This is a genomic window from Mesorhizobium sp. WSM4809 (assembly GCF_055811655.1).
Genome location: NZ_JBVVQW010000007.1, coordinates 12,895 through 30,593 on the forward strand (window position 1 = coordinate 12,895; position 17,699 = coordinate 30,593).

A 17,699-nucleotide genomic window follows, 5' to 3' on the forward strand; every position below is an offset into this window, starting at 1 on the left:
AGTTGCAAGATCATTGCGCCACCGGGCAAGATGCGCCCGCCGCCGCCCAGTTTTCGATCGCTTGATAGGTCGCTTCGGCGGAGCCCGGAGCCGGTTCACGACCCGATCCCGGCGCCCAGCCCCAGGCGACCAGTCTGTCGTCGCGAACATGCACCGCGATGTCCTTCAAGCTGCGGTTGCCATTGCGCAAGGGATCCTTGATCTGGGCGCAGATTTCGGCCGAGGACTTGCCGAACCAGGCCATCTCGGCTGGCGCCAGATGCCAGTTCTCGGCCCCGGGCGGCCCGTGCAATGCCCTGGAATTGCTGGAGAAATGGCAAGTCATGCAACGCAGGCCCGGACTGCCGAAGCCCGACCCGTCAGCACCGCGCTGGACATTGAAGGCGTGCACGCGCGTGCCGCCGTAATGCGCACCCGACCAGCGCGGTCGCTCGTCCGCGACATGACAGTCAGCGCAGCGCGGATGCGAGAACACCGCATAGACCTTGTCCCATTCGGACAGGGCTTTTGCTGTGTCGACTGCCACCGGCGCCGGCGTCTGGCTCTCTTGCGCGATCGCAAACGATGCTGCGAGCACAAGCATGGCAGCAGGCGTCAGCATGATGACGAGCTTCTTCATGCGAAGGCCACCGTTTTCGACAGCGGCAGCGTGCGGATGCGCTTTCCGGTGAGCGCGAAGATGGCGTTGGCGAGCGCCGGAGCCGCCGGCGGTGTGCCGACCTCGCCGACGCCGCCCATCCTGTGGAAGTTTTCCAGGATGGCAACTTCGAATACCGGGCACTGGAAGATCCGCATGGCGTCGAAATCGTGGAAGTTCGACTGTTCGACCATGCCGTCGGCGAAGGTGATTTCCTGCCCCATCGCCGCCGAAAGACCGTAGATGGCCGCCGAGATCAACTGCGCCTCGATGATGCCGGGGTCGAGCGCGGTGCCGACATCGGCGGCGATCCACACCTTCTCGATGCGGATGCCGGCCGGCGTGTCCGCCACCTGGACGATCTCGCCGACCCAGCTGCCGAAGGACAGCGTGAAGGCCATGCCCCTGGCCTTGCCGGCGGGCAGCGCCTCGCCCCATTTCGCCATCGCGGCGACTTTCTCCACCACCTTCACCGCCGAGGGATAAGCGGCCATCAGTCTCTTGCGCATCTCTACCTGATCGATTTTTCCGGCAATGGCGATCTCGTCCATAAAACCCTCGTGGAAGAAGCCGTTGACCGAGCTGCCGACCGAGCGCCAGGAGCCGACAGGGATGGAGACCGGCGCCGCGACACCAGTGACCCGGTAATTCGGGATGGAGTAGGGTTGGTCGTAGGCGCCATCGACGATGGTCTTGTCGGGACCGAGCGGCGATATCGAGGGGAACAGCCGGCGCAGCATGCCGGCAATCACCGATGGCGAGGCCATCTTCATGTCGACGGCCACTGGCATGCCATCGTCGCCGAGCCGCGCCTGGAACTTGCCTATTGCGGCTGGCCGGTAGGCGTCGTGGCGCATGTCTTCTTCACGCGTCCAGGTCACCTTGACCGGACGCCCGCCCGTCTCCTTCGCCATCAGCGCGGCGCACAGTGCGTAATCCACCTCGACGCGCCGGCCGAAACCGCCGCCCATGAAGGTGGTGTGCACATTGATCTTGTCCTGCCCGATGCCGACCGCGTTGGCGCAAAGCTGCCGCACCAGGGTCGGCGCCTGGTTCCCGCACCAGATGTCTAGCGCGCCGTCCCTGAGCTGCGCCGTGGCGTTCATCGGCTCCATCGTCGCATGCGCCAGATAGGGCACGGCATAGTCTGCCTCGACGATCCTTTCGCGCGGCGCGTCGGCAAAAGCGGTATCGACGTCGCCATTGTCGCGCATCACCGACCCCTTGGTGGCAAGCGCCTGCTTCAGCACATCTGAAATGGCAGCGCTGCCGAGCGGGTATTCGGGATCGAACCACTGGGCGTCGATCGCCTCGGCCGCCTTGAATGCCGCCCATGTGTTGTCGGCGATGATGCCGAAGCCATGGCCATAATTCGTCTCAAGCGGCACGATCTTGATCACGCCGGGCATTTTTTCGGCCCTGGAAAGGTCCGCCTTGACCGGCTTGGCCCAGAAGCGCGGGCTCATCTTGACCGTGCCGTAGAGCATGTCCGGCAGCCTGACATCGATGCCGAAGATCGGCGCCCCGGTGACCTTGGCCAGCATGTCGATGCGCTTTTGCGGCTTTCCCAGCAGCTTCCAGTCGGCTTTGTCCTTGAGCCTGACTTCGTCCGGCGGCGCCATCGCGGCGGCAGCCGCGGCGACCGCGCCATAGGTCAGCGACTTGCCCGACGCCTTGTGCAGGATCGAACCGTCGGCCGTTTCCAGATCGGCTGCGGCAACACCCAGTTCTTGCGCCGCAGCCGCGATCAGCATCTGCCGGGCAGCGGCACCCGCTTGCCGCATCTTGTCAAAACCATCGCGTGTCGAAGCCGAACCCCCGGTGCCCTGCAGGGCAAGGAACTTGCCAACCACGCCGAGACCCGAGCGCACCGCTTGCGCCGTCATGCTCTCGTCGAAGAAGGCGAACGGACCGCCCTCTTGAAGGATCGCGGCGTTGTAGTAGGCATGGGATGCTGGTCCATGCTCGACCTTAACCCGGTCGAGCCCGACGTCGAGTTCCTCTGCGACCATGGCCGCCAGCGTCGTCGAGATGCCTTGCCCCATCTCGGCGCGCGGCGCGACGATGGTGATGGTGTTGTCGGCGCCGATCTTCACATAGGGGTTGAACGTCGCCTCGCCCTTGCCGAGTTCGGCCTCGAGCGGGTTCGGAAAAGGCTTGCGATAGTAGTAATAGCCGACGGCAACGCCGCCCGCGACAGCGGCAGCGCCGATCAGAAACGTGCGGCGGGCGATCTTTCCGACACTGGCCATGGTCAGAGACCCGCCGTCTTGAGCGCCGCGGCCTTCTTGATGGCCGAGCGGATTTTGGGATAGGTGCCGCAGCGGCAGAGATTGCCGCCCATGGCGTTGTCGATGTCGGCATCGCTTGGGTCGGCGACTTCATCGAGCAGCGCCACCGCGCTCATGATCTGGCCGGCCTGGCAGTAGCCGCATTGCGCGACCTGTTCCTCCAGCCATGCCTGCTGCACCGGATGCAGCTTCCCCGCGGTGCCGATGCCTTCAATGGTCGTGATAGCGCCGCTGACCTGCCCAACCGGGAGTGAGCAGGAACGCACCGGCTGACCGTCAACGTGAACTGTGCAGGCGCCGCAGGCGGCGATGCCGCAGCCGAATTTCGGCCCGGTCTTGCCAATGAGATCGCGCAGCGCCCACAGCAGCGGCATGTCCGGATCGGCATCGATATCGAATGACTGCCCGTCGACGGCAAGGCGCATGGGGATACCCTTTGTTGTCGTCCGCTGCCAAGGGCGAAGCGTCCTCTCGGCCATTTCACCTAATACAGATTGACAAATTTCGTCATTTTGTCAAATAGGATTTTGCAGGATAGAATTGCTCCATGAACCAGATCGAAGACATCACCGCCACAGACCCCAAACGCGTCCGTATCCTGGATGGCGCGATGAAGGTGTTTTTGGCCTATGGTTTCTCGCGCACCACCATGGACGATATCGCCCGCGCCGCAGACATGTCGCGCCCGGCGCTCTATCTCCTGTTCAAGAACAAGACCGACATTTTCCGCGCCATCGCCATGATGATCCTGTCACGCTCGGTCGAGGCGGCAAAGATTGCCCTATCCGGCGATGGTCCTTTCACCGAGCGCATGATGCGGGCCATCGACGAGGCATTCATCTCAATGATGGGCGCGGTCGTTGCTTCGCCGCACGGCGCCGAATTGCTGGACATGAAATCGAGCCTTGGCGATCTGGTGGGCTGCTGGCGCGGCGGGCTTGGCCAACACATCAGCGCCGCGATCGAGCGCGAGGCAGCCAGGAACGGCGTCGACCTGGCGGCCAGAGGCCTGTCGGCGCAACTGCTTGCCGACATGCTGCTCGACGGGCTGGAAGGCATGAAGGCGCGGATCAGAGATCCGGAGGGGCAGCGGCAGGCAGCCGCTGCCCTGATCAGGGTGATCGACCTGACCTTGAAGGCATGATTGCGGACCAATCGATGCACATTGATTGGTCGCTCAGGCGCGCCGGCGCTCTGCCTCCGGGTTCTTGCGCGCCGCAAGAAATTCCTTGACCCGCCGGCCAGGTGCCGGACCGCGCACCGGCTTGAAGCCGTCATCGAGTTCGCCGGAGAGATCGAGCGTCGGTCGCTTGCCGACGGCCTCGTAATTCTCTTCCAGCCAGTCGCTGGCGGCGGTGCGGCCGAGATCACGCAGGTAGGTCAGGAACGCCCATTCGGCGTTGACCTTCGAGGACGCCGACAGGTCCTTGAACGCCTCGTCGGCATCGATGCGGTGCATGCGGATGTCGCGATACTCGCCATGCGGCAGACGGCCGGCGGCGATCAGTTCCTTGACGAAGGCGATCGAGCGGAATTCGCGCAGCAACCCGGCGTTGAAGGCGATCTCGTCGATGCGGTTCTGGATCTCGTTGGCGCTTCTTGGTGTTCCCTCCCGCACCACCGGATTGATCTGCACCAGAAGCACGTCCTCGGTCGCAGCCGTCTTGAAGAACGGATAAAGCGCCGGGTTGCCGCCATAGCCGCCATCCCAATAGGGCACCCCCTTGATCTCCACAGCACGGAACAGTTGCGGCAGGCAGGCCGAGGCCATCACCGTGTCGAGGTCGATCTCGCCATCGGAAAAGACGCGCAACTGTCCGGTCTCGACATTGGTCGCCGAGATGAACAGTTCCATCGACTTGCAGGCGCGGACATTGTCGAAATCGATCTCCTGCTGAACCACGTCGCGCAGCGGGTTGAAGCCGAGCGGATTGGCGACATAGGGCGAGAACACCCGCGACATGGTGTCGAAGAAGACATAGCCAGGCGTATTCTCGATCGACCAGTTGCCCCAGGCGACATCCCACGGCATGCGGTGTACCGGGCTGAACCGGCCCTTGGCCGCCACCGCGCGCCAGAAATCGTCAAGTTTCTGCCGCGCTCCCTCGACACCTCCGCGCACATATCCGTCGGCCAGCGCCACCGCGTTCATGGCGCCGGCGCTGGTGCCGGACACTGCTGATATCTCCAGCCGTCCGTCCTCCAGCAGGCGGTCGAGCACACCCCAGGAAAAGGCCCCGTGCGAGCCGCCGCCCTGAAGCGCGATGTTGATCTTCTTCTTTGTCTCCTCCGCCTTGCCGTTTTTGGTCATGGCGTCGTCCTTGGTTCGTTTTGGATAGATGAGAAGATTTTGCGCCTCACGCGGCGGTCCAGCCGCCATCGACCGAGAGATGCGTGCCGTTGATCTGCGCTGCCGCGTCCGAGCACAGGAACACCGCCGCTGCCGCGATCTGCTCCACCGTGACGAATTCCTTGGTCGGCTGCTTGTCCAGCATGACCTCACGGATGACGGTCTCGCGATCCATCTGATGGGCTTTCATTTGGTCGGGGATCTGCGCCTCGACCAGCGGCGTCAGGACATAGCCCGGGCAGATGGCGTTGCAGGTGATTTTTTCGCGCGCCAGTTCGAGTGCGACCGTTTTGGTCAATCCCATGATGCCGTGCTTGGCTGAGACATAGGCCGATTTGAACGGCGACGCGACCAGGCCGTGCGCCGAGGCGATGTTGACGATCCGGCCACCGCCGGCCTCCTTCATCAGCGGGATCGCGGCTGCAATGGTGTGGAACGCCGACGACAGGTTGATGGCGATGATGGCGTCCCATTTCTCGATCGGAAAGTCCTCAACCGGCGCGACATGCTGGATGCCGGCATTGTTGATGAGGATATCGACCGATCCGAATGTCTCAGCCGCCTTGGCGATCAGCGCCCGGCATTCGGCCGGTTTCGACATGTCGGCCTTGATGTAGGCGGTTTTCACCCCGTGGTGTTTGGCGATCGCATCAGTGATGGCGTGGTCGGCGGCCGTGTCGGAGAAAGAGTTGACGACGACATTATGGCCTTCGGCCGCCAACGCCTGGGCGATGGCCAGGCCAATGCCCGATGTGGAGCCGGTGATGACTGCGGTTTTTCTGGCGGCCAAGGGCGGAGTCCTCTGGTTGCGGCAAGAGCGAGCTTATGTTGCACTGCAGCATATATGCTCAATGCGACGCAATAACAGCGGCCAGAATTTTTGAGGAGATGAAATTTTCGTCATGAGCGGCCACACGGCCGCTCACCAGGAGGATATCGTTTGGATCGCCGGTCGCTCGCCAGGCGCCAAAAGACCTCAGGCAACCAGGTCCGGCACCGGCCCGACATAACGCGACTGCGGGCGGATTAGCCGCCCGGTCGTCTGCTGTTCACGCGCATGCGCGATCCAGCCGGCGACGCGCCCGGCGGCAAAGACATTGCTGAAGGTTTGTGGCGGAAAACCCGCCGCCTCCAACAGCAGCGCGGTGTAGAACTCGACATTGGTCTGCAGCGAGCGCGACGGCTTGGCGATCCGCAGCACGTCGAGCGCTACCTGTTCCACTGTCTCCGCGAATGCCAGCCGGCGGCCGGTTTCGCCCTCGCCGCCGAGTTGCCGCACGACGGCCTTCAGCACATCGGCGCGCGGATCACGCACACGGTAGATGCGATGTCCGAACCCCATGATGCGCCTGCCGTGCGCGATCTCGTCGCGCAGCCAGCCGGCGGCATCGCCATGCGCCTTGATCGCATCCAGCATCTCGATGACAGGGCCAGGCGCGCCGCCATGCAGCGGCCCCTTGAGCGCGCCGAGTCCGGCCAGCACGGAGGATGTCAGGCCGGCCTGCGTCGAGGCCACCACGCGCGTCGCAAAGGTCGACGCATTGAGGCCATGATCGCAGACGGTCACGAGATAGGTATCGAGCGCCTTCGCCAGCGCCGTCGAGGCGACGCTGCCGCTCAGCATCCTCAGCATGTCGGCGGCATGATCGGCGCGGCTGTCCGGCGCGATCGGCTGCTCGCCGCGCTGCAGGCGCAGCAGGGCCGGCGTCAGCACGGCGGGCGCTGCGATGAGCAGCAAGGCATCGGTCAAGGTCTCGCCGTCCGGCAGCAGCGCCATGCCGGCGCGCATGGCGCTGTAAACATCGAGCGACGCCAGCAGGGGCAGCGAGGGCAAGAGCCGTTCGAACACCTCAGCGCGTGCTTGGCCCAGTGCCCGCGTCAGTTGCGCCTCATCGGGAAGGTCGTCGAAGAAGCCGTCGAGCAGCAGCCGCATCACCTGGGCATAGTTCAAGCGGCCGGCCAGCTCCGGCAGCGAATGACCTCGGATCGTCAGACGGCCACCAAGACCATCCACATCGGAAAGCACGGTTTCCGCCGCCACCACATCATCGAGCCCATTCGCCATAGCCTGTCTCCTTGAAGCATTTCCGGATCGGAGATAGAGATGGGCAACGTTTCCATCAATCTTGATCAATAGAATCAATATCAGGGCTCGATATGTCCGAGTGGTTGTCCCGGGAAGAGGCGCTTGAGCGCCTCAAGGTGCGGGCGCAGACGCTGTACGCCTATGTCAGCCGTGGGCGCATCGGCATGCGGCCCGACCGCGCCGATCCGCGCCGCAGCCAGTACCGCGCCGACGATATCGCCGCACTGGCGACCCGCCGGGCGCGCGGACGGAGCCCATCAGTCATCGCTGAAAGCGCCATTGCCTGGGGCGAACCCTCAATCGCAACGGCGATTTCGACCGTCTCGCACGGTCGGCTCATCTATCGCGGGCAGGACGCCGCAGTGCTCTCCGGGCACGCCACACTGGAAGAAGCCGCCGCCATTCTCTGGGCTCTGCCGGAACCGGTGGCTTTCGAAGCACCGTCGCCGGATGTGCCCCATCAAGCCGGCCGGGCCTCGGCTTTTGCGCAACTTGCCGTGCTTGCCGGCCAAGGGCGCCCGTCGCTTGGGCGCAACCGGGCCTCGCTGCATGCCGATGCCGCGCACGCTGTCGGCGTGCTGGTCGCCGCGCTGGGCGCACCGGCAGGACCAGATCCCGTCCATCAGCGGCTGGCGCAGGCCTGGTCGGTGGACGCCGGCGGCGCCAATGCGATCCGCCGCGCGCTTGTCCTGCTTGCCGATCATGAACTGAATGCGTCGACCTTCGCCGCGCGCGTCGCAGCCTCGACCGGCGCGCCGCTGGCCGCTTGCCTGCTGGCCGGGCTCGCGACGCTGTCAGGCCCTCGCCATGGCGGTGCCGGCGAGGCGGTGATGCAACTGGCCGAGGATGCGGCCCGACATGGCGCCGATGCGACGATCCGGCGCTGGCTCAGCCACGACCGGCCATTGCCGGGGTTCGGTCATCAGCTCTATCCCGACGGCGATCCCCGGGGGGCGGCGCTACTGTCGGTGATCGAGGTTGACGGCACACTATCGTCGCTGCGCGATGCTGCCCTTGCCGCGACCGGCGCGCTTCCCAACATCGACTTTGGGCTGGCAGCGCTGACGCGCAGCCTTGGCTTGCCGCGCGATGCGCCGTTTCGCCTGTTTGCGCTCGCACGCAGCGTCGGCTGGGCCGAGCACACGGTCGAACAGATCACAAGCGGAAGTGTCATCAGGCCGCGCGGCCGCTATGGGGGCGTGCTGGTGTAGGGTTGCAAGAGCGCCAAGCGCTCAGGACATCGTGTCGAGCTTGCGCTGCATGGCCGCGATCTGGTCCTTCAGTTCCTGAAGATCGTCGGGTTTTTCTGACGTTTCCTTCCTGGCCGGCTCGGGCGACGGCGCGGCGGCTGGCGCGGTGCCGGCGGGCGGGAACGGCGTGAACAGCCGCATCGCATTCTGGAACATTTCCATGTTGCGGCGTGTCTGTTCCTCCAGCGCCTTGATCGGCGTGGTGATCTTCATCATGTCGAGCGGCGACTTGCCGATCGCCCCCTTCATCTGCTCGCGAAAGCGTTCCTGCTCCTTGGAAAAGGCAAGCATCGACTGTTCGAGGAAGCTCGGCACGATCATCTGCATCTGGTCGCCGTAATAAGCGATGAGCTGGCGCAGGAACGGGATCGGCAGCATGTTCTGCCCGTCCTTGTTCTCCAGTTCGAAGATGATCTGTGTCAGCACCGGATGCGTGATGTCGTCGCCGGTCTTGGCGTCCTGGACGGTGAACTCCTCGCCCTTCTTGACCATCTCGGCGAGGTCCTCGAGCGTCACATAGGTGCTGGTGCCGGTGTTGTAGAGGCGGCGATTGGCGTATTTCTTGATGATGATCGGATCGTCTTTAGCGGCCATCTACATCCTCCCGGGGACACCGGCGCGCCTCTGAGCAAGCCGCCGATAACGATTGTGCCTTTTTTTTGAGGATATGCGCAAAAGCTTCACAATTCCAAGCAGTTTGTGCAGTGCGGGATCACTAAATGCTGCATAGCAGGCAAAATATGCTGCGCAGCAATGGACGAATGGTCGCCATGGCAAAGGCACGGCCTGCTTGCGGCGCATGGGCGCCATGCCCATTTCCGGTTTGACTTGGGGTTGGGAAAGGGCAAGAAAAGTCCCCAACGACAGAGCAACACCCTTGAAGTCTGGAGAAGAAAATGTCCGCTTCCATCGTCATTGCCAGTGCGGCGCGCACGCCGGTAGGCTCCTTCAACGGCGCCTTTGCCGCCACCCCTGCGCATGAGCTCGGTGCCGTCGTCATCAGGGAATTGCTGTCACGTGCCGGTGTCGAACCAGGCGAGGTCGACGAGGTCATCCTCGGCCAGGTGCTGACCGCCGCGCAAGGCCAGAACCCGGCCCGCCAGGCATCGATCAATGCCGGTCTGCCCAAGGAAACCACCGCTTGGGGCCTCAATCAGGTTTGCGGCTCGGGCCTGCGTGCCATTGCGCTCGGCATGCAGCAGATCGCCATCGGCGACGCCAAGGTGATCATCGCCGGCGGCCAGGAATCGATGTCGCTTTCGACGCATGCCCAGCACCTGCGCGCCGGCGTCAAGATGGGCGACTTCAAGCTGATCGACACCATGATCAAGGACGGGCTGTGGGACGCCTTCAACGGCTATCACATGGGCAACACCGCCGAAAACGTCGCGCGTCAGTTCCAGATCACCCGCGAAGACCAGGACCAGTTCGCGCTGGCTTCGCAGAACAAGGCCGAGGCCGCGCAGAAGGCCGGCAAGTTCAAGGACGAGATCGTCGCCGTCACACTCAAGGGCAAGAAGGGCGACACCATTGTCGACCAGGACGAATACATCCGCCACGGCGCCACGCTCGACGCCATGACCAAGCTGAAGCCGGCCTTCGACAAGGACGGCACGGTGACCGCCGCCAACGCCTCCGGCATCAATGACGGTGCCGCCGGCGCGCTGCTGATGAGCGAGGCGGAAGCGGTGAGGCGCGGCATCACCCCGCTGGCACGCATCGTGTCCTGGGCAACCGCCGGCGTCGATCCGCAGATCATGGGCACCGGCCCGATCCCAGCATCGCGCAAGGCCTTGGAAAAGGCCGGCTGGTCGGTCGGCGATCTCGACCTTGTCGAGGCCAACGAGGCCTTTGCGGCACAGGCCTGCGCCGTCAACAAGGACATGGGCTGGGATCCCTCGATCGTCAACGTCAATGGCGGCGCCATCGCCATCGGCCACCCGATCGGTGCTTCCGGCGCCCGTGTCTTCAACACACTGGTCTTCGAGATGCGCCGGCGCGGCGCCAAGAAAGGCCTCGCCACCTTGTGCATCGGCGGCGGCATGGGCGTCGCCATGTGCATCGAAGCACTCTGAAAAAGAAGTGAGTAGCAAACAGGGAGTAGTCAATAGGGAAGAATTGCGTCAGCGCGACGGGACAGATCCCTACTCGCTATTCGCTACTCCCTATTCGCTCTCCCGACCAAAGGGAGGGAACACGCATGACCAAGGTAGCAATCGTCACAGGAGGATCGCGCGGCATCGGCGCGGCGATCTCGATCGCATTGAAGACCGTCGGCTATTCGGTTGCCGCGAACTATGCCGGCAATGACGCCGCAGCGGCGAAATTCAAGGCCGAGACCGGCATTCCGGTCTACAAATGGTCGGTCGCCGACTATGATTCCTGCGCCGCCGGCATCCGCCAAGTCGAGGCCGATCTCGGCCCGGTCTCGGTGCTGGTCAACAACGCCGGCATCACCCGGGACGCCATGTTCCACAAGATCACGCGCGAGCAGTGGAAAGAGGTCATCGACACCAACCTGTCCGGCGTCTTCAACATGACGCATCCGCTGTGGAGCGGCATGCGCGACCGCAAGTTCGGCCGCGTCATCACCATCTCCTCGATCAACGGCCAGAAAGGCCAGGCCGGCCAGGTCAACTATTCCGCCGCCAAGGCTGGCGACATCGGTTTCAGCAAAGCCCTCGCTCAAGAGGGAGCTCGCGCGGGCATCACCGTCAACGTCATCTGCCCTGGCTACATCGCCACCGAGATGGTCAAGGCGATCGACGAGAGGGTGCTCAACGACCGCATCATCCCGCAAATCCCCGTCGGCCGCCTCGGCGAACCGGAAGAGATCGCGCGCTGCGTCGTCTTCCTCGCATCCGAAGATGCAGGCTTCATCACCGGCTCGACCATCACGGCCAATGGCGGCCAATACTTCGCCTGACCAGAACCACGTGGCTGAAATGTGCACGTGCCGGGGGTGTCGCCGGCACGTTCGTCTTTAGAACCGCTGCTCCGATACAGCGCCGGTAGTTGTCCGGCGCCTCGAGATCAGGCAACCAGCTTGAGCTCCCGTTTCATCGCTTGCTTGCGCCCGCCCGGCTGCGACGACGCCGGCAGCGTCGCCATTTCGGCCCGGCTGAGACCTGACAATTTCATCGAGATCCTGCGCTTGACGAACGGCATCATGTTGACGACGCCGAGCACGAAATTGCGCAAGACGCGCCGCAGCGGTGTGCGGACAAGCGCCATGCCTGTCAGCCTGCCCGCCAGTTCGATCACCTCTTGTGCCGCGGGACGCCGAAGCGTCTCGTAGAGGTCGAGTTCGCTTTCCGGGCGGACACCGTTGATCACGTCGCCGAGCAGTTCTCCCAGCACCACGGCATCGATCAGGCCGGTGTTCATGCCTTGGCCGCCGGCTGGGCTGTGCACATGGGCGGCGTCGCCCATGACAAACAGGTGCCCCTGGCGGTAGGACTTGGCAAGGCGGTGATGCACGCGGAACCGTGTACTCCAGGTCAGGTCGAGCACCTGCGCCGGGCTGGCCGACGGGCCGCGACTGTCGAGCAGCGCCTGTATGTCGGCAATGCCAGGCCGCTCAGGCGCCTCATCCATGGTCGCTACGATGCGATATGATCCGTCCGGCAGTGGCGCGACGACGACCAGTCCGGCCGGGGAGAACAGCAGCGACACCTCCGTTGGCCCGAGCGGCCAATCAAGGCGCACGTCGGCGAGTACAAAAGACCCTGCATAGGCCTCGCCATCGAAGCCTATGCCGGCGGCCTCGCGTACCACGCTGTGCATGCCGTCCGCACCGACGACGTAACGCGCCGAGATCGTCTTTTCGCGACCATTCTGGACGACCGTGACGTGTGCGCCATCGACCCCCTGCAATACCTCCTTCGCCTCGACGCCGCGATGGACGACACCGCCCAACCCAGCGATGCGCTCAGTGAGGACCTTCTCGGTTAGGTTCTGCGGAATCATCAGCACGTAGGGATACGCCGAGGGCAGGCTCGAGAAATCGAGGTTGATTAGGACCCGGTCGCGATCACGTATGGCGAAGTTGTCAAGCTTCAGGCCGAGTTCGACCAGCCGCCCCGTAACGCCAAGCGGCTCGAGTGTCTCCAGCGTCTGCGCGTGGATCACTCCGGCACGTGAGGTGTTGAGGCCTTCGGCGAGGCGGTCGACCACGACGTGATCGACGCCTGCCTGATGCAGGGCAATGGACAGCGCCAGGCCGGTCGGGCCGGCGCCTATGACCAGGACTTCGGTGGTATCAGGCAGCATTTTCTCTCTCCATTTGTCAACGATTGGTGACTTTTATCTTGGGTGCTTGAGTTTGTCAACGCTCGTTGATATTTGATTTTCATGAGCACGAATCATTCGAAAAAGCCGAGCAAGTCGGATCGCACCCGAGGGCAAATCCTGGATGCCGCCAGAGATCTGTTTGCCGAGCACGGCTATGACGGCGCGTCGATCCGCGATGTCGGGACCCGCGCCTCGATCGATCCGGCCATGGTGATCCGCTATTTCCACAGCAAGGACGAATTGTTCGCCCGGGCGGCACTCGTCGACCTGCAACTGCCGGCACTTCGGGTGATCGACCCGGCCACCGTCGGCGAAACTTTGATCAGGCGGTTTCTCGAAGTCTGGGAAGGCCCGGCCAGCGGACCCGGCATGGCAATTCTGCTGCGTTCCGCGGCGTCGAACGAATTCGCCGCCGAAAAAATGCGCGAGATATTCGCCAACCAGGTGAGGCCGGTGGTTGCGGCGGTCGGCGATCTCGCCGACGCCGGTCGAAGGGCCGGGCTCATTTCGAGCCAGTTGCTGGGTTTGGCGATGTGCCGATATGTGCTGCGGCTACCGCCCGTCGTCGCTCTGTCACACGACGAGATCATCCGGAACGTCGGCCCTGCGCTGCAACGCTATGCCACTGGAGAGGACACGGCCTGAACCAGCGGTCCGGCCGGACCCGTCAACATGCAGCGGCTGCACCTAGCCAAAGCATGCAACCAATCTGTGCCGAAGCAGCACGCGGAGGTTAACAGCCACCCGCCGCCCTGTGCGAAAGCTGCTTCGTAACCTGTGGATTCTCGGTGGATAAGCTGTTCACAACACAAGATATTGGGGTGAACAAATCAGGAAAATCACGCCATCGCTGATTCGTCGCTGATTCGTTCCGGCTATGAGCCGAACGTTAACGACGACAGCCGGAATCGCCTGCCCAACTGCTTAACGCAGGTTAAGAAAGATCAACAATTTCATCATGTTGGTCGAGGCGCCTAGCCACCGTGATTGTTTCCAGGCAAAGGTTAACGGCAACACCCCTCTTAGCATGAAACGGGCCAGTTCAGCGATTCAGCATGTGGTGCGACTCGCGGCCGCGAAATCCACATGTAGCCGTGAACAAAAGCTGAATCTGCAGGAGTCACTGATTCGTCGCCGATTCGTTCCAGACTCGTTCTATCCGTTAATCCGCAGCCGATTGGAAGCTTGACAAAACCACCTTCTCGCCGCCGGCGGAACATTCCGCTTTCGCTTCGCGCCCGAAATCCCTATGTGTCGCCTGTCATACGCGCCATTTGAGGCAGCGCTCCCGACAACCAGAGGCCAGAAGCCTTATTTCCAGATCCCGGAAGCCTTATTCTAGGTTGATGAACATCCAGCCCAAACACACAGAGCCGCTGATCCTGTCGGGCCGCGACGTGACCGCCGTGCTCGGGCCCACCAACACCGGCAAGACCCATCTCGCCATCGAGCGCATGGTAGCGCATGAGAGTGGGATCATCGGCCTGCCGCTCAGGCTTCTGGCGCGCGAGGTCTACGCCCGCGTCTGCGAAAAGGTTGGCGCCCACAAGGTCGCGCTGATCACGGGCGAGGAAAAGATCCAGCCGCCGGGCGCCAGATATTCGGTCTGCACCGTCGAGGCCATGCCGCGCGAGACCGACGCCGCCTTTGTCGCCATCGACGAGGTGCAGCTCGCCGGTGACCTCGAGCGCGGCCACATCTTCACCGATCGCATCCTGCACCTGCGCGGCCGCCAGGAGACGCTGCTACTGGGTGCCGCCACCATGCACGGTATCCTGCAGCGCCTGCTGAGGGGTGTCTCGGTGGTGACGCGGCCGAGGCTGTCGCATCTTGCCTATGCCGGCTCCAAGAAGCTGACCCGCCTGCCGCGGCGCACGGCAATCGTCGCCTTCTCCGCCGACGAGGTCTACGCCATCGCCGAGTTGATCCGCCGCCAGCAGGGCGGTGCCGCCGTCGTGCTCGGCGCGCTCTCGCCGCGCACCCGCAACGCCCAGGTGGCGCTATTCCAGTCCGGCGATGTCGACTACCTCATCGCCACCGACGCCATCGGCATGGGTCTCAATCTCGATCTCGACCACGTCGCCTTCGCCCAGAACCGCAAGTTCGATGGCTTCCAGTACCGCAACCTGACCGCGGCCGAGCTCGGCCAGATCGCCGGCCGCGCCGGCCGGCATCTGCGCGACGGCACGTTCGGTGTCACCGGCCAGGTCGACCCGCTCGACGAAGAGCTGATCAAGAAGATCGAAGGCCACGATTTCGATCCGGTGAAGGTGCTGCAGTGGCGCACCGCGCATTTCGACTTTGCCAGCCTCGACGCGCTGAAGCGCTCGATCGAGACCAACGCTCCGGTCGAGGGACTGACGCGGGCATTGCCTGCCGTCGACGCACAGGCGCTCGAGCATCTGTCGCGCGACGAAGACATCCGCGCGCTCACCACCAATGCCAAGCGCGTGGCGCTGCTGTGGGAAGCCTGCGCGCTGCCCGACTACCGCAGGATCGCGCCGGCGCAGCATGCCGACCTCATTGCCTCGATCTACACGGACCTCGCACGCCACGGCCATGTCAACGAGAATTACATGGCCGAGCAGGTGCGCCGCGCCGACACCACCGAGGGCGACATTGACACGCTGTCGCATCGCATAGCCCAGATCCGCACCTGGACATTCGTGTCGAACCGGCCCGGCTGGCTGGCCGATCAGGCACACTGGCAGGAAAAGACGCGCGAAATCGAAGACAGATTGTCGGATGCGCTGCATGAGCGGTTGACGAAACGCTTCGTAGACCGCAGGACTTCCGTCCTCATGCGGCGCCTTAGAGAAAATACCATGCCTGAAGCCGAAATTAGCCCTACCGGAACCGTCCTTGTCGAAGGCCACCATGTCGGCGAGTTGCAAGGGTTCCGCTTCACCGCCGACCAGACCGCCGGCGGCGAAGACGCCAAGGCGGTGCGCACCGCTGCCCAGAAGGCGCTGGCCGCCGAGTTCGAATCGCGCGCCGAACGCTTCGGCGCCTCGGCCAATGGCGACATCGCGCTCGGCTCGGACGGCACGCTGCGCTGGATCGGCGCGCCGATCGGCACGCTTGTATCAGGCGAAGACGCGCTGAAGCCGCGGCTGGTGCTGCTGGCCGACGAGCAGCTGACCGGCCCGGCGCGCGACAAGGTCGCCGCGCGTGCCGAGCGATTCGTCAATTTCCAGATCGAGTCGCTGCTGAAGCCGCTGGTCGACCTCAGGAACGCCGACCAGATTTCCGGCATCGGCCGCGGCATCGCCTTCCAGCTGGTCGAGAATTTCGGCCTCATCAACCGCCGCGACATCGCCGAGGAGATGAAGTCGCTCGACCAGGAAGGCCGCGCCGCACTTCGCCGGCTTGGTGTGCGCTTCGGCGCCTACCATGTCTTCGTGCCGGCGCTGATCAAGCCGGCGCCTGCCGGGCTGCTGACATTGCTATGGGCGCTGAAGAACGACGGCAAGGACAAGCCGGGCTTTGGCGACGTGGTCCATGCGCTCGCCTCGGGTCGCACCTCGGTGGTGATCGACCCTGCTTTCGACAAGACGTTCTATAAGCTTGCCGGCTACCGCAATCTCGGCCGTCGCGCCGTGCGCATCGACATACTGGAACGGCTGGCGGATCTGATCCGTCCGGCGACCAACTGGAAGCCCGGCCTCGGCCAGCGCCCGGACGGCGCCTATGACGGCCAGTCCTTCATGGTGACGCCGCCGATGATGTCGATCCTCGGCGCCACCGCCGACGACATGGAAGAAATTCTCAAGGGTCTCGGCTACCGTGCCGAGCCTAAGCCGGCCGTCGAGGTCAAGGCGCGGCTCGAAGCGCAGGACAACGCCGCCCGCGAAGCGGCGGTGGCGAAACTGGCGACGGAAGAAGCTGCACGAGCCGAGCAGGCCAAAGCGGCGGAAGCCGCGGCAACGGATGCCGCAGCAGAGGCAGCCGTCGAAGGGTCGGAGCCGGCATCGGACGCAGTGGCCGTTTCGGAAACCACGGTCGAAATTCCCGCCGAAATCACCTCCGACGCCGCGGCGGAACCTGCTGCGCCAGCCGTGGAAGAACAGGCGGACGCTCCAGTCGAAACCGTGCAAGACGAAGCGCCTGTAGCCGAGGCTGCGGCCGACGTCGCCGAACCGGCGCCGGTTGAACCGCAGGCAGAGACTGAGACTGCCGAGATCGAAGTTGCAGCGGCAGAAGAAGCCGCAACGCCCGAGCTGGCGGCAAATGCCGCGCCGGCAACGGACGCCGCGCCGGACGAACCTGTGGCGGTGACTGAAGCAGCCGTCGGCGAACCCGCTCCGGAAGCCGAAGGGCCAAAACCCATCCTGTTGTGGCGGCAGGGCCGCTTCGAACAGCGGCCGCGCAACCGCGATGACAACCGCAGGAACAATCGCCCGCGCAACGGACAAGCGCGCGGCCGAAGCGATGCGCCTGCGGATGCCGCCGGCGCACCGGCCGCCGCCGCTGCACCCGGCGAACGTCCGGCCCATGAAGGCCGTCGCGATGGAGCCGGCAAGCCGCGCTTCGACCGCTCGAAATTCAAGCCCAAGCCGCAGGCCGAAGGCGAACAGCGACGTGATGGCAGGCCGCAGGGCGAACGTCCCGACCGCCGCGAAGGCCGTCCCGACTGGAAGGGTGGCAGGCCGGATGGCAAAGGTGGCCCGCAAGGCGGCAAGCCGGCCTTCCAGCCGAAGCCGCGCGAGGAGCGCCCGGTGCGTTTCGATCCGGATTCGCCCTTCGCCAAGCTCGCCGCTCTCCGCGACCAGCTGAAGAAGTAGAACCCGGC

The 17,699-nt window shown here is 64.2% G+C and carries 14 protein-coding genes; 6 read left to right on the forward strand and 8 right to left on the reverse strand.

Annotated elements, in window-relative coordinates:
- Window positions 1-10: 10 nt before the first annotated feature.
- From AC0L24_RS18950 to AC0L24_RS18960, 3 genes are read right to left on the reverse strand one after another with little or no spacing between them, the layout of a single operon-like run.
- Window positions 11-619, reverse strand: a complete 609-nt coding sequence (locus AC0L24_RS18950; protein ID WP_127323174.1) for a hypothetical protein — start codon at window positions 617-619, stop codon at window positions 11-13.
- Entirely contained in the window at window positions 616-2,889 is a 2,274-nt protein-coding gene (locus AC0L24_RS18955) for a xanthine dehydrogenase family protein molybdopterin-binding subunit (protein ID WP_127809047.1), read from the reverse strand. The genes AC0L24_RS18950 and AC0L24_RS18955 overlap by 4 nt, the downstream gene beginning before the upstream one ends.
- Window positions 2,890-2,891: 2 nt before the next feature.
- Window positions 2,892-3,353, reverse strand: a complete 462-nt coding sequence (locus AC0L24_RS18960; protein ID WP_473564056.1) for a (2Fe-2S)-binding protein — start codon at window positions 3,351-3,353, stop codon at window positions 2,892-2,894.
- Window positions 3,354-3,475: 122 nt separating this feature from the next.
- On the opposite strand from AC0L24_RS18960, the gene AC0L24_RS18965 reads away from it, so the two are divergent.
- Window positions 3,476-4,072: a TetR/AcrR family transcriptional regulator gene (locus tag AC0L24_RS18965; RefSeq protein ID WP_127809046.1), complete on the forward strand. Its 597-nt coding sequence runs from the start codon at window positions 3,476-3,478 to the stop codon at window positions 4,070-4,072.
- Between the two features lie 33 nt (window positions 4,073-4,105).
- Here AC0L24_RS18965 and AC0L24_RS18970 read toward each other — a convergent pair whose 3' ends face one another.
- The 3 genes from AC0L24_RS18970 to AC0L24_RS18980 form a co-directional block, all read right to left on the reverse strand.
- Entirely contained in the window at window positions 4,106-5,239 is a 1,134-nt protein-coding gene (locus AC0L24_RS18970) for a patatin-like phospholipase family protein (protein WP_127270167.1), read from the reverse strand.
- Window positions 5,240-5,285: 46 nt separating this feature from the next.
- Window positions 5,286-6,068: a 3-hydroxybutyrate dehydrogenase gene (locus AC0L24_RS18975; RefSeq protein WP_127809045.1), complete on the reverse strand. Its 783-nt coding sequence runs from the start codon at window positions 6,066-6,068 to the stop codon at window positions 5,286-5,288.
- 186 nt (window positions 6,069-6,254) lie between these two features.
- Window positions 6,255-7,343, reverse strand: coding sequence for a citrate synthase/methylcitrate synthase (locus AC0L24_RS18980; RefSeq protein WP_127809044.1), 1,089 nt, complete (start codon window positions 7,341-7,343; stop codon window positions 6,255-6,257).
- A gap of 92 nt (window positions 7,344-7,435) precedes the next feature.
- Between AC0L24_RS18980 and AC0L24_RS18985 the strand changes: the two genes are divergently transcribed.
- Window positions 7,436-8,575 (forward strand): citrate synthase, encoded by a 1,140-nt coding sequence (locus AC0L24_RS18985; protein ID WP_127809043.1) that lies wholly within the window; start codon window positions 7,436-7,438, stop codon window positions 8,573-8,575.
- A gap of 21 nt (window positions 8,576-8,596) precedes the next feature.
- Here the strand turns inward: AC0L24_RS18985 and phaR are convergent, their stop codons facing one another.
- Window positions 8,597-9,208 (reverse strand): polyhydroxyalkanoate synthesis repressor PhaR, encoded by a 612-nt coding sequence (gene phaR, locus AC0L24_RS18990; RefSeq protein WP_027037157.1) that lies wholly within the window; start codon window positions 9,206-9,208, stop codon window positions 8,597-8,599.
- Between the two features lie 302 nt (window positions 9,209-9,510).
- Between phaR and AC0L24_RS18995 the strand changes: the two genes are divergently transcribed.
- Together AC0L24_RS18995 and phbB are read left to right on the forward strand one after the other, a co-directional pair.
- Window positions 9,511-10,689 carry an acetyl-CoA C-acetyltransferase gene (locus AC0L24_RS18995; protein ID WP_127809042.1) on the forward strand — a complete coding sequence of 393 codons (1,179 nt, stop codon included), beginning with the start codon at window positions 9,511-9,513 and terminating at the stop codon, window positions 10,687-10,689.
- A 125-nt stretch (window positions 10,690-10,814) separates the two neighbouring features.
- Window positions 10,815-11,540: an acetoacetyl-CoA reductase gene (gene phbB, locus AC0L24_RS19000; RefSeq protein WP_127399245.1), complete on the forward strand. Its 726-nt coding sequence runs from the start codon at window positions 10,815-10,817 to the stop codon at window positions 11,538-11,540.
- 107 nt (window positions 11,541-11,647) lie between these two features.
- Here the strand turns inward: phbB and AC0L24_RS19005 are convergent, their stop codons facing one another.
- Window positions 11,648-12,886, reverse strand: coding sequence for an FAD-dependent oxidoreductase (locus tag AC0L24_RS19005; protein WP_127809041.1), 1,239 nt, complete (start codon window positions 12,884-12,886; stop codon window positions 11,648-11,650).
- An 81-nt stretch (window positions 12,887-12,967) separates the two neighbouring features.
- Here AC0L24_RS19005 and AC0L24_RS19010 point away from each other — a divergent pair, with 81 nt between their 5' ends.
- Both AC0L24_RS19010 and AC0L24_RS19015 read left to right on the forward strand, forming a co-directional pair.
- Window positions 12,968-13,552 (forward strand): TetR/AcrR family transcriptional regulator, encoded by a 585-nt coding sequence (locus AC0L24_RS19010; protein WP_127397678.1) that lies wholly within the window; start codon window positions 12,968-12,970, stop codon window positions 13,550-13,552.
- A gap of 701 nt (window positions 13,553-14,253) precedes the next feature.
- Window positions 14,254-17,691 (forward strand): helicase-related protein, encoded by a 3,438-nt coding sequence (locus tag AC0L24_RS19015; protein ID WP_473564057.1) that lies wholly within the window; start codon window positions 14,254-14,256, stop codon window positions 17,689-17,691.
- Window positions 17,692-17,699 lie beyond the last annotated feature (8 nt).

What these genes read in the sequence shown, in the direction of transcription:
- AC0L24_RS18985 (WP_127809043.1), top strand. Translation starts at nt 7,436, where the DNA reads ATGTCCGAGTGGTTGTCCCGGGAAGAGGCGCTTGAGCGCCTCAAGGTG.
- AC0L24_RS18980 (WP_127809044.1), bottom strand. Translation starts at nt 7,343, where the DNA reads ATGGCGAATGGGCTCGATGATGTGGTGGCGGCGGAAACCGTGCTTTCC.
- AC0L24_RS18960 (WP_473564056.1), bottom strand. Translation starts at nt 3,353, where the DNA reads ATGCGCCTTGCCGTCGACGGGCAGTCATTCGATATCGATGCCGATCCG.
- AC0L24_RS19010 (WP_127397678.1), top strand. Translation starts at nt 12,968, where the DNA reads ATGAGCACGAATCATTCGAAAAAGCCGAGCAAGTCGGATCGCACCCGA.
- AC0L24_RS18970 (WP_127270167.1), bottom strand. Translation starts at nt 5,239, where the DNA reads ATGACCAAAAACGGCAAGGCGGAGGAGACAAAGAAGAAGATCAACATC.
- AC0L24_RS19015 (WP_473564057.1), top strand. Translation starts at nt 14,254, where the DNA reads ATGAACATCCAGCCCAAACACACAGAGCCGCTGATCCTGTCGGGCCGC.
- AC0L24_RS19005 (WP_127809041.1), bottom strand. Translation starts at nt 12,886, where the DNA reads ATGCTGCCTGATACCACCGAAGTCCTGGTCATAGGCGCCGGCCCGACC.
- AC0L24_RS18955 (WP_127809047.1), bottom strand. Translation starts at nt 2,889, where the DNA reads ATGGCCAGTGTCGGAAAGATCGCCCGCCGCACGTTTCTGATCGGCGCT.
- AC0L24_RS18950 (WP_127323174.1), bottom strand. Translation starts at nt 619, where the DNA reads ATGAAGAAGCTCGTCATCATGCTGACGCCTGCTGCCATGCTTGTGCTC.
- phaR (WP_027037157.1), bottom strand. Translation starts at nt 9,208, where the DNA reads ATGGCCGCTAAAGACGATCCGATCATCATCAAGAAATACGCCAATCGC.
- AC0L24_RS18995 (WP_127809042.1), top strand. Translation starts at nt 9,511, where the DNA reads ATGTCCGCTTCCATCGTCATTGCCAGTGCGGCGCGCACGCCGGTAGGC.
- AC0L24_RS18965 (WP_127809046.1), top strand. Translation starts at nt 3,476, where the DNA reads ATGAACCAGATCGAAGACATCACCGCCACAGACCCCAAACGCGTCCGT.
- phbB (WP_127399245.1), top strand. Translation starts at nt 10,815, where the DNA reads ATGACCAAGGTAGCAATCGTCACAGGAGGATCGCGCGGCATCGGCGCG.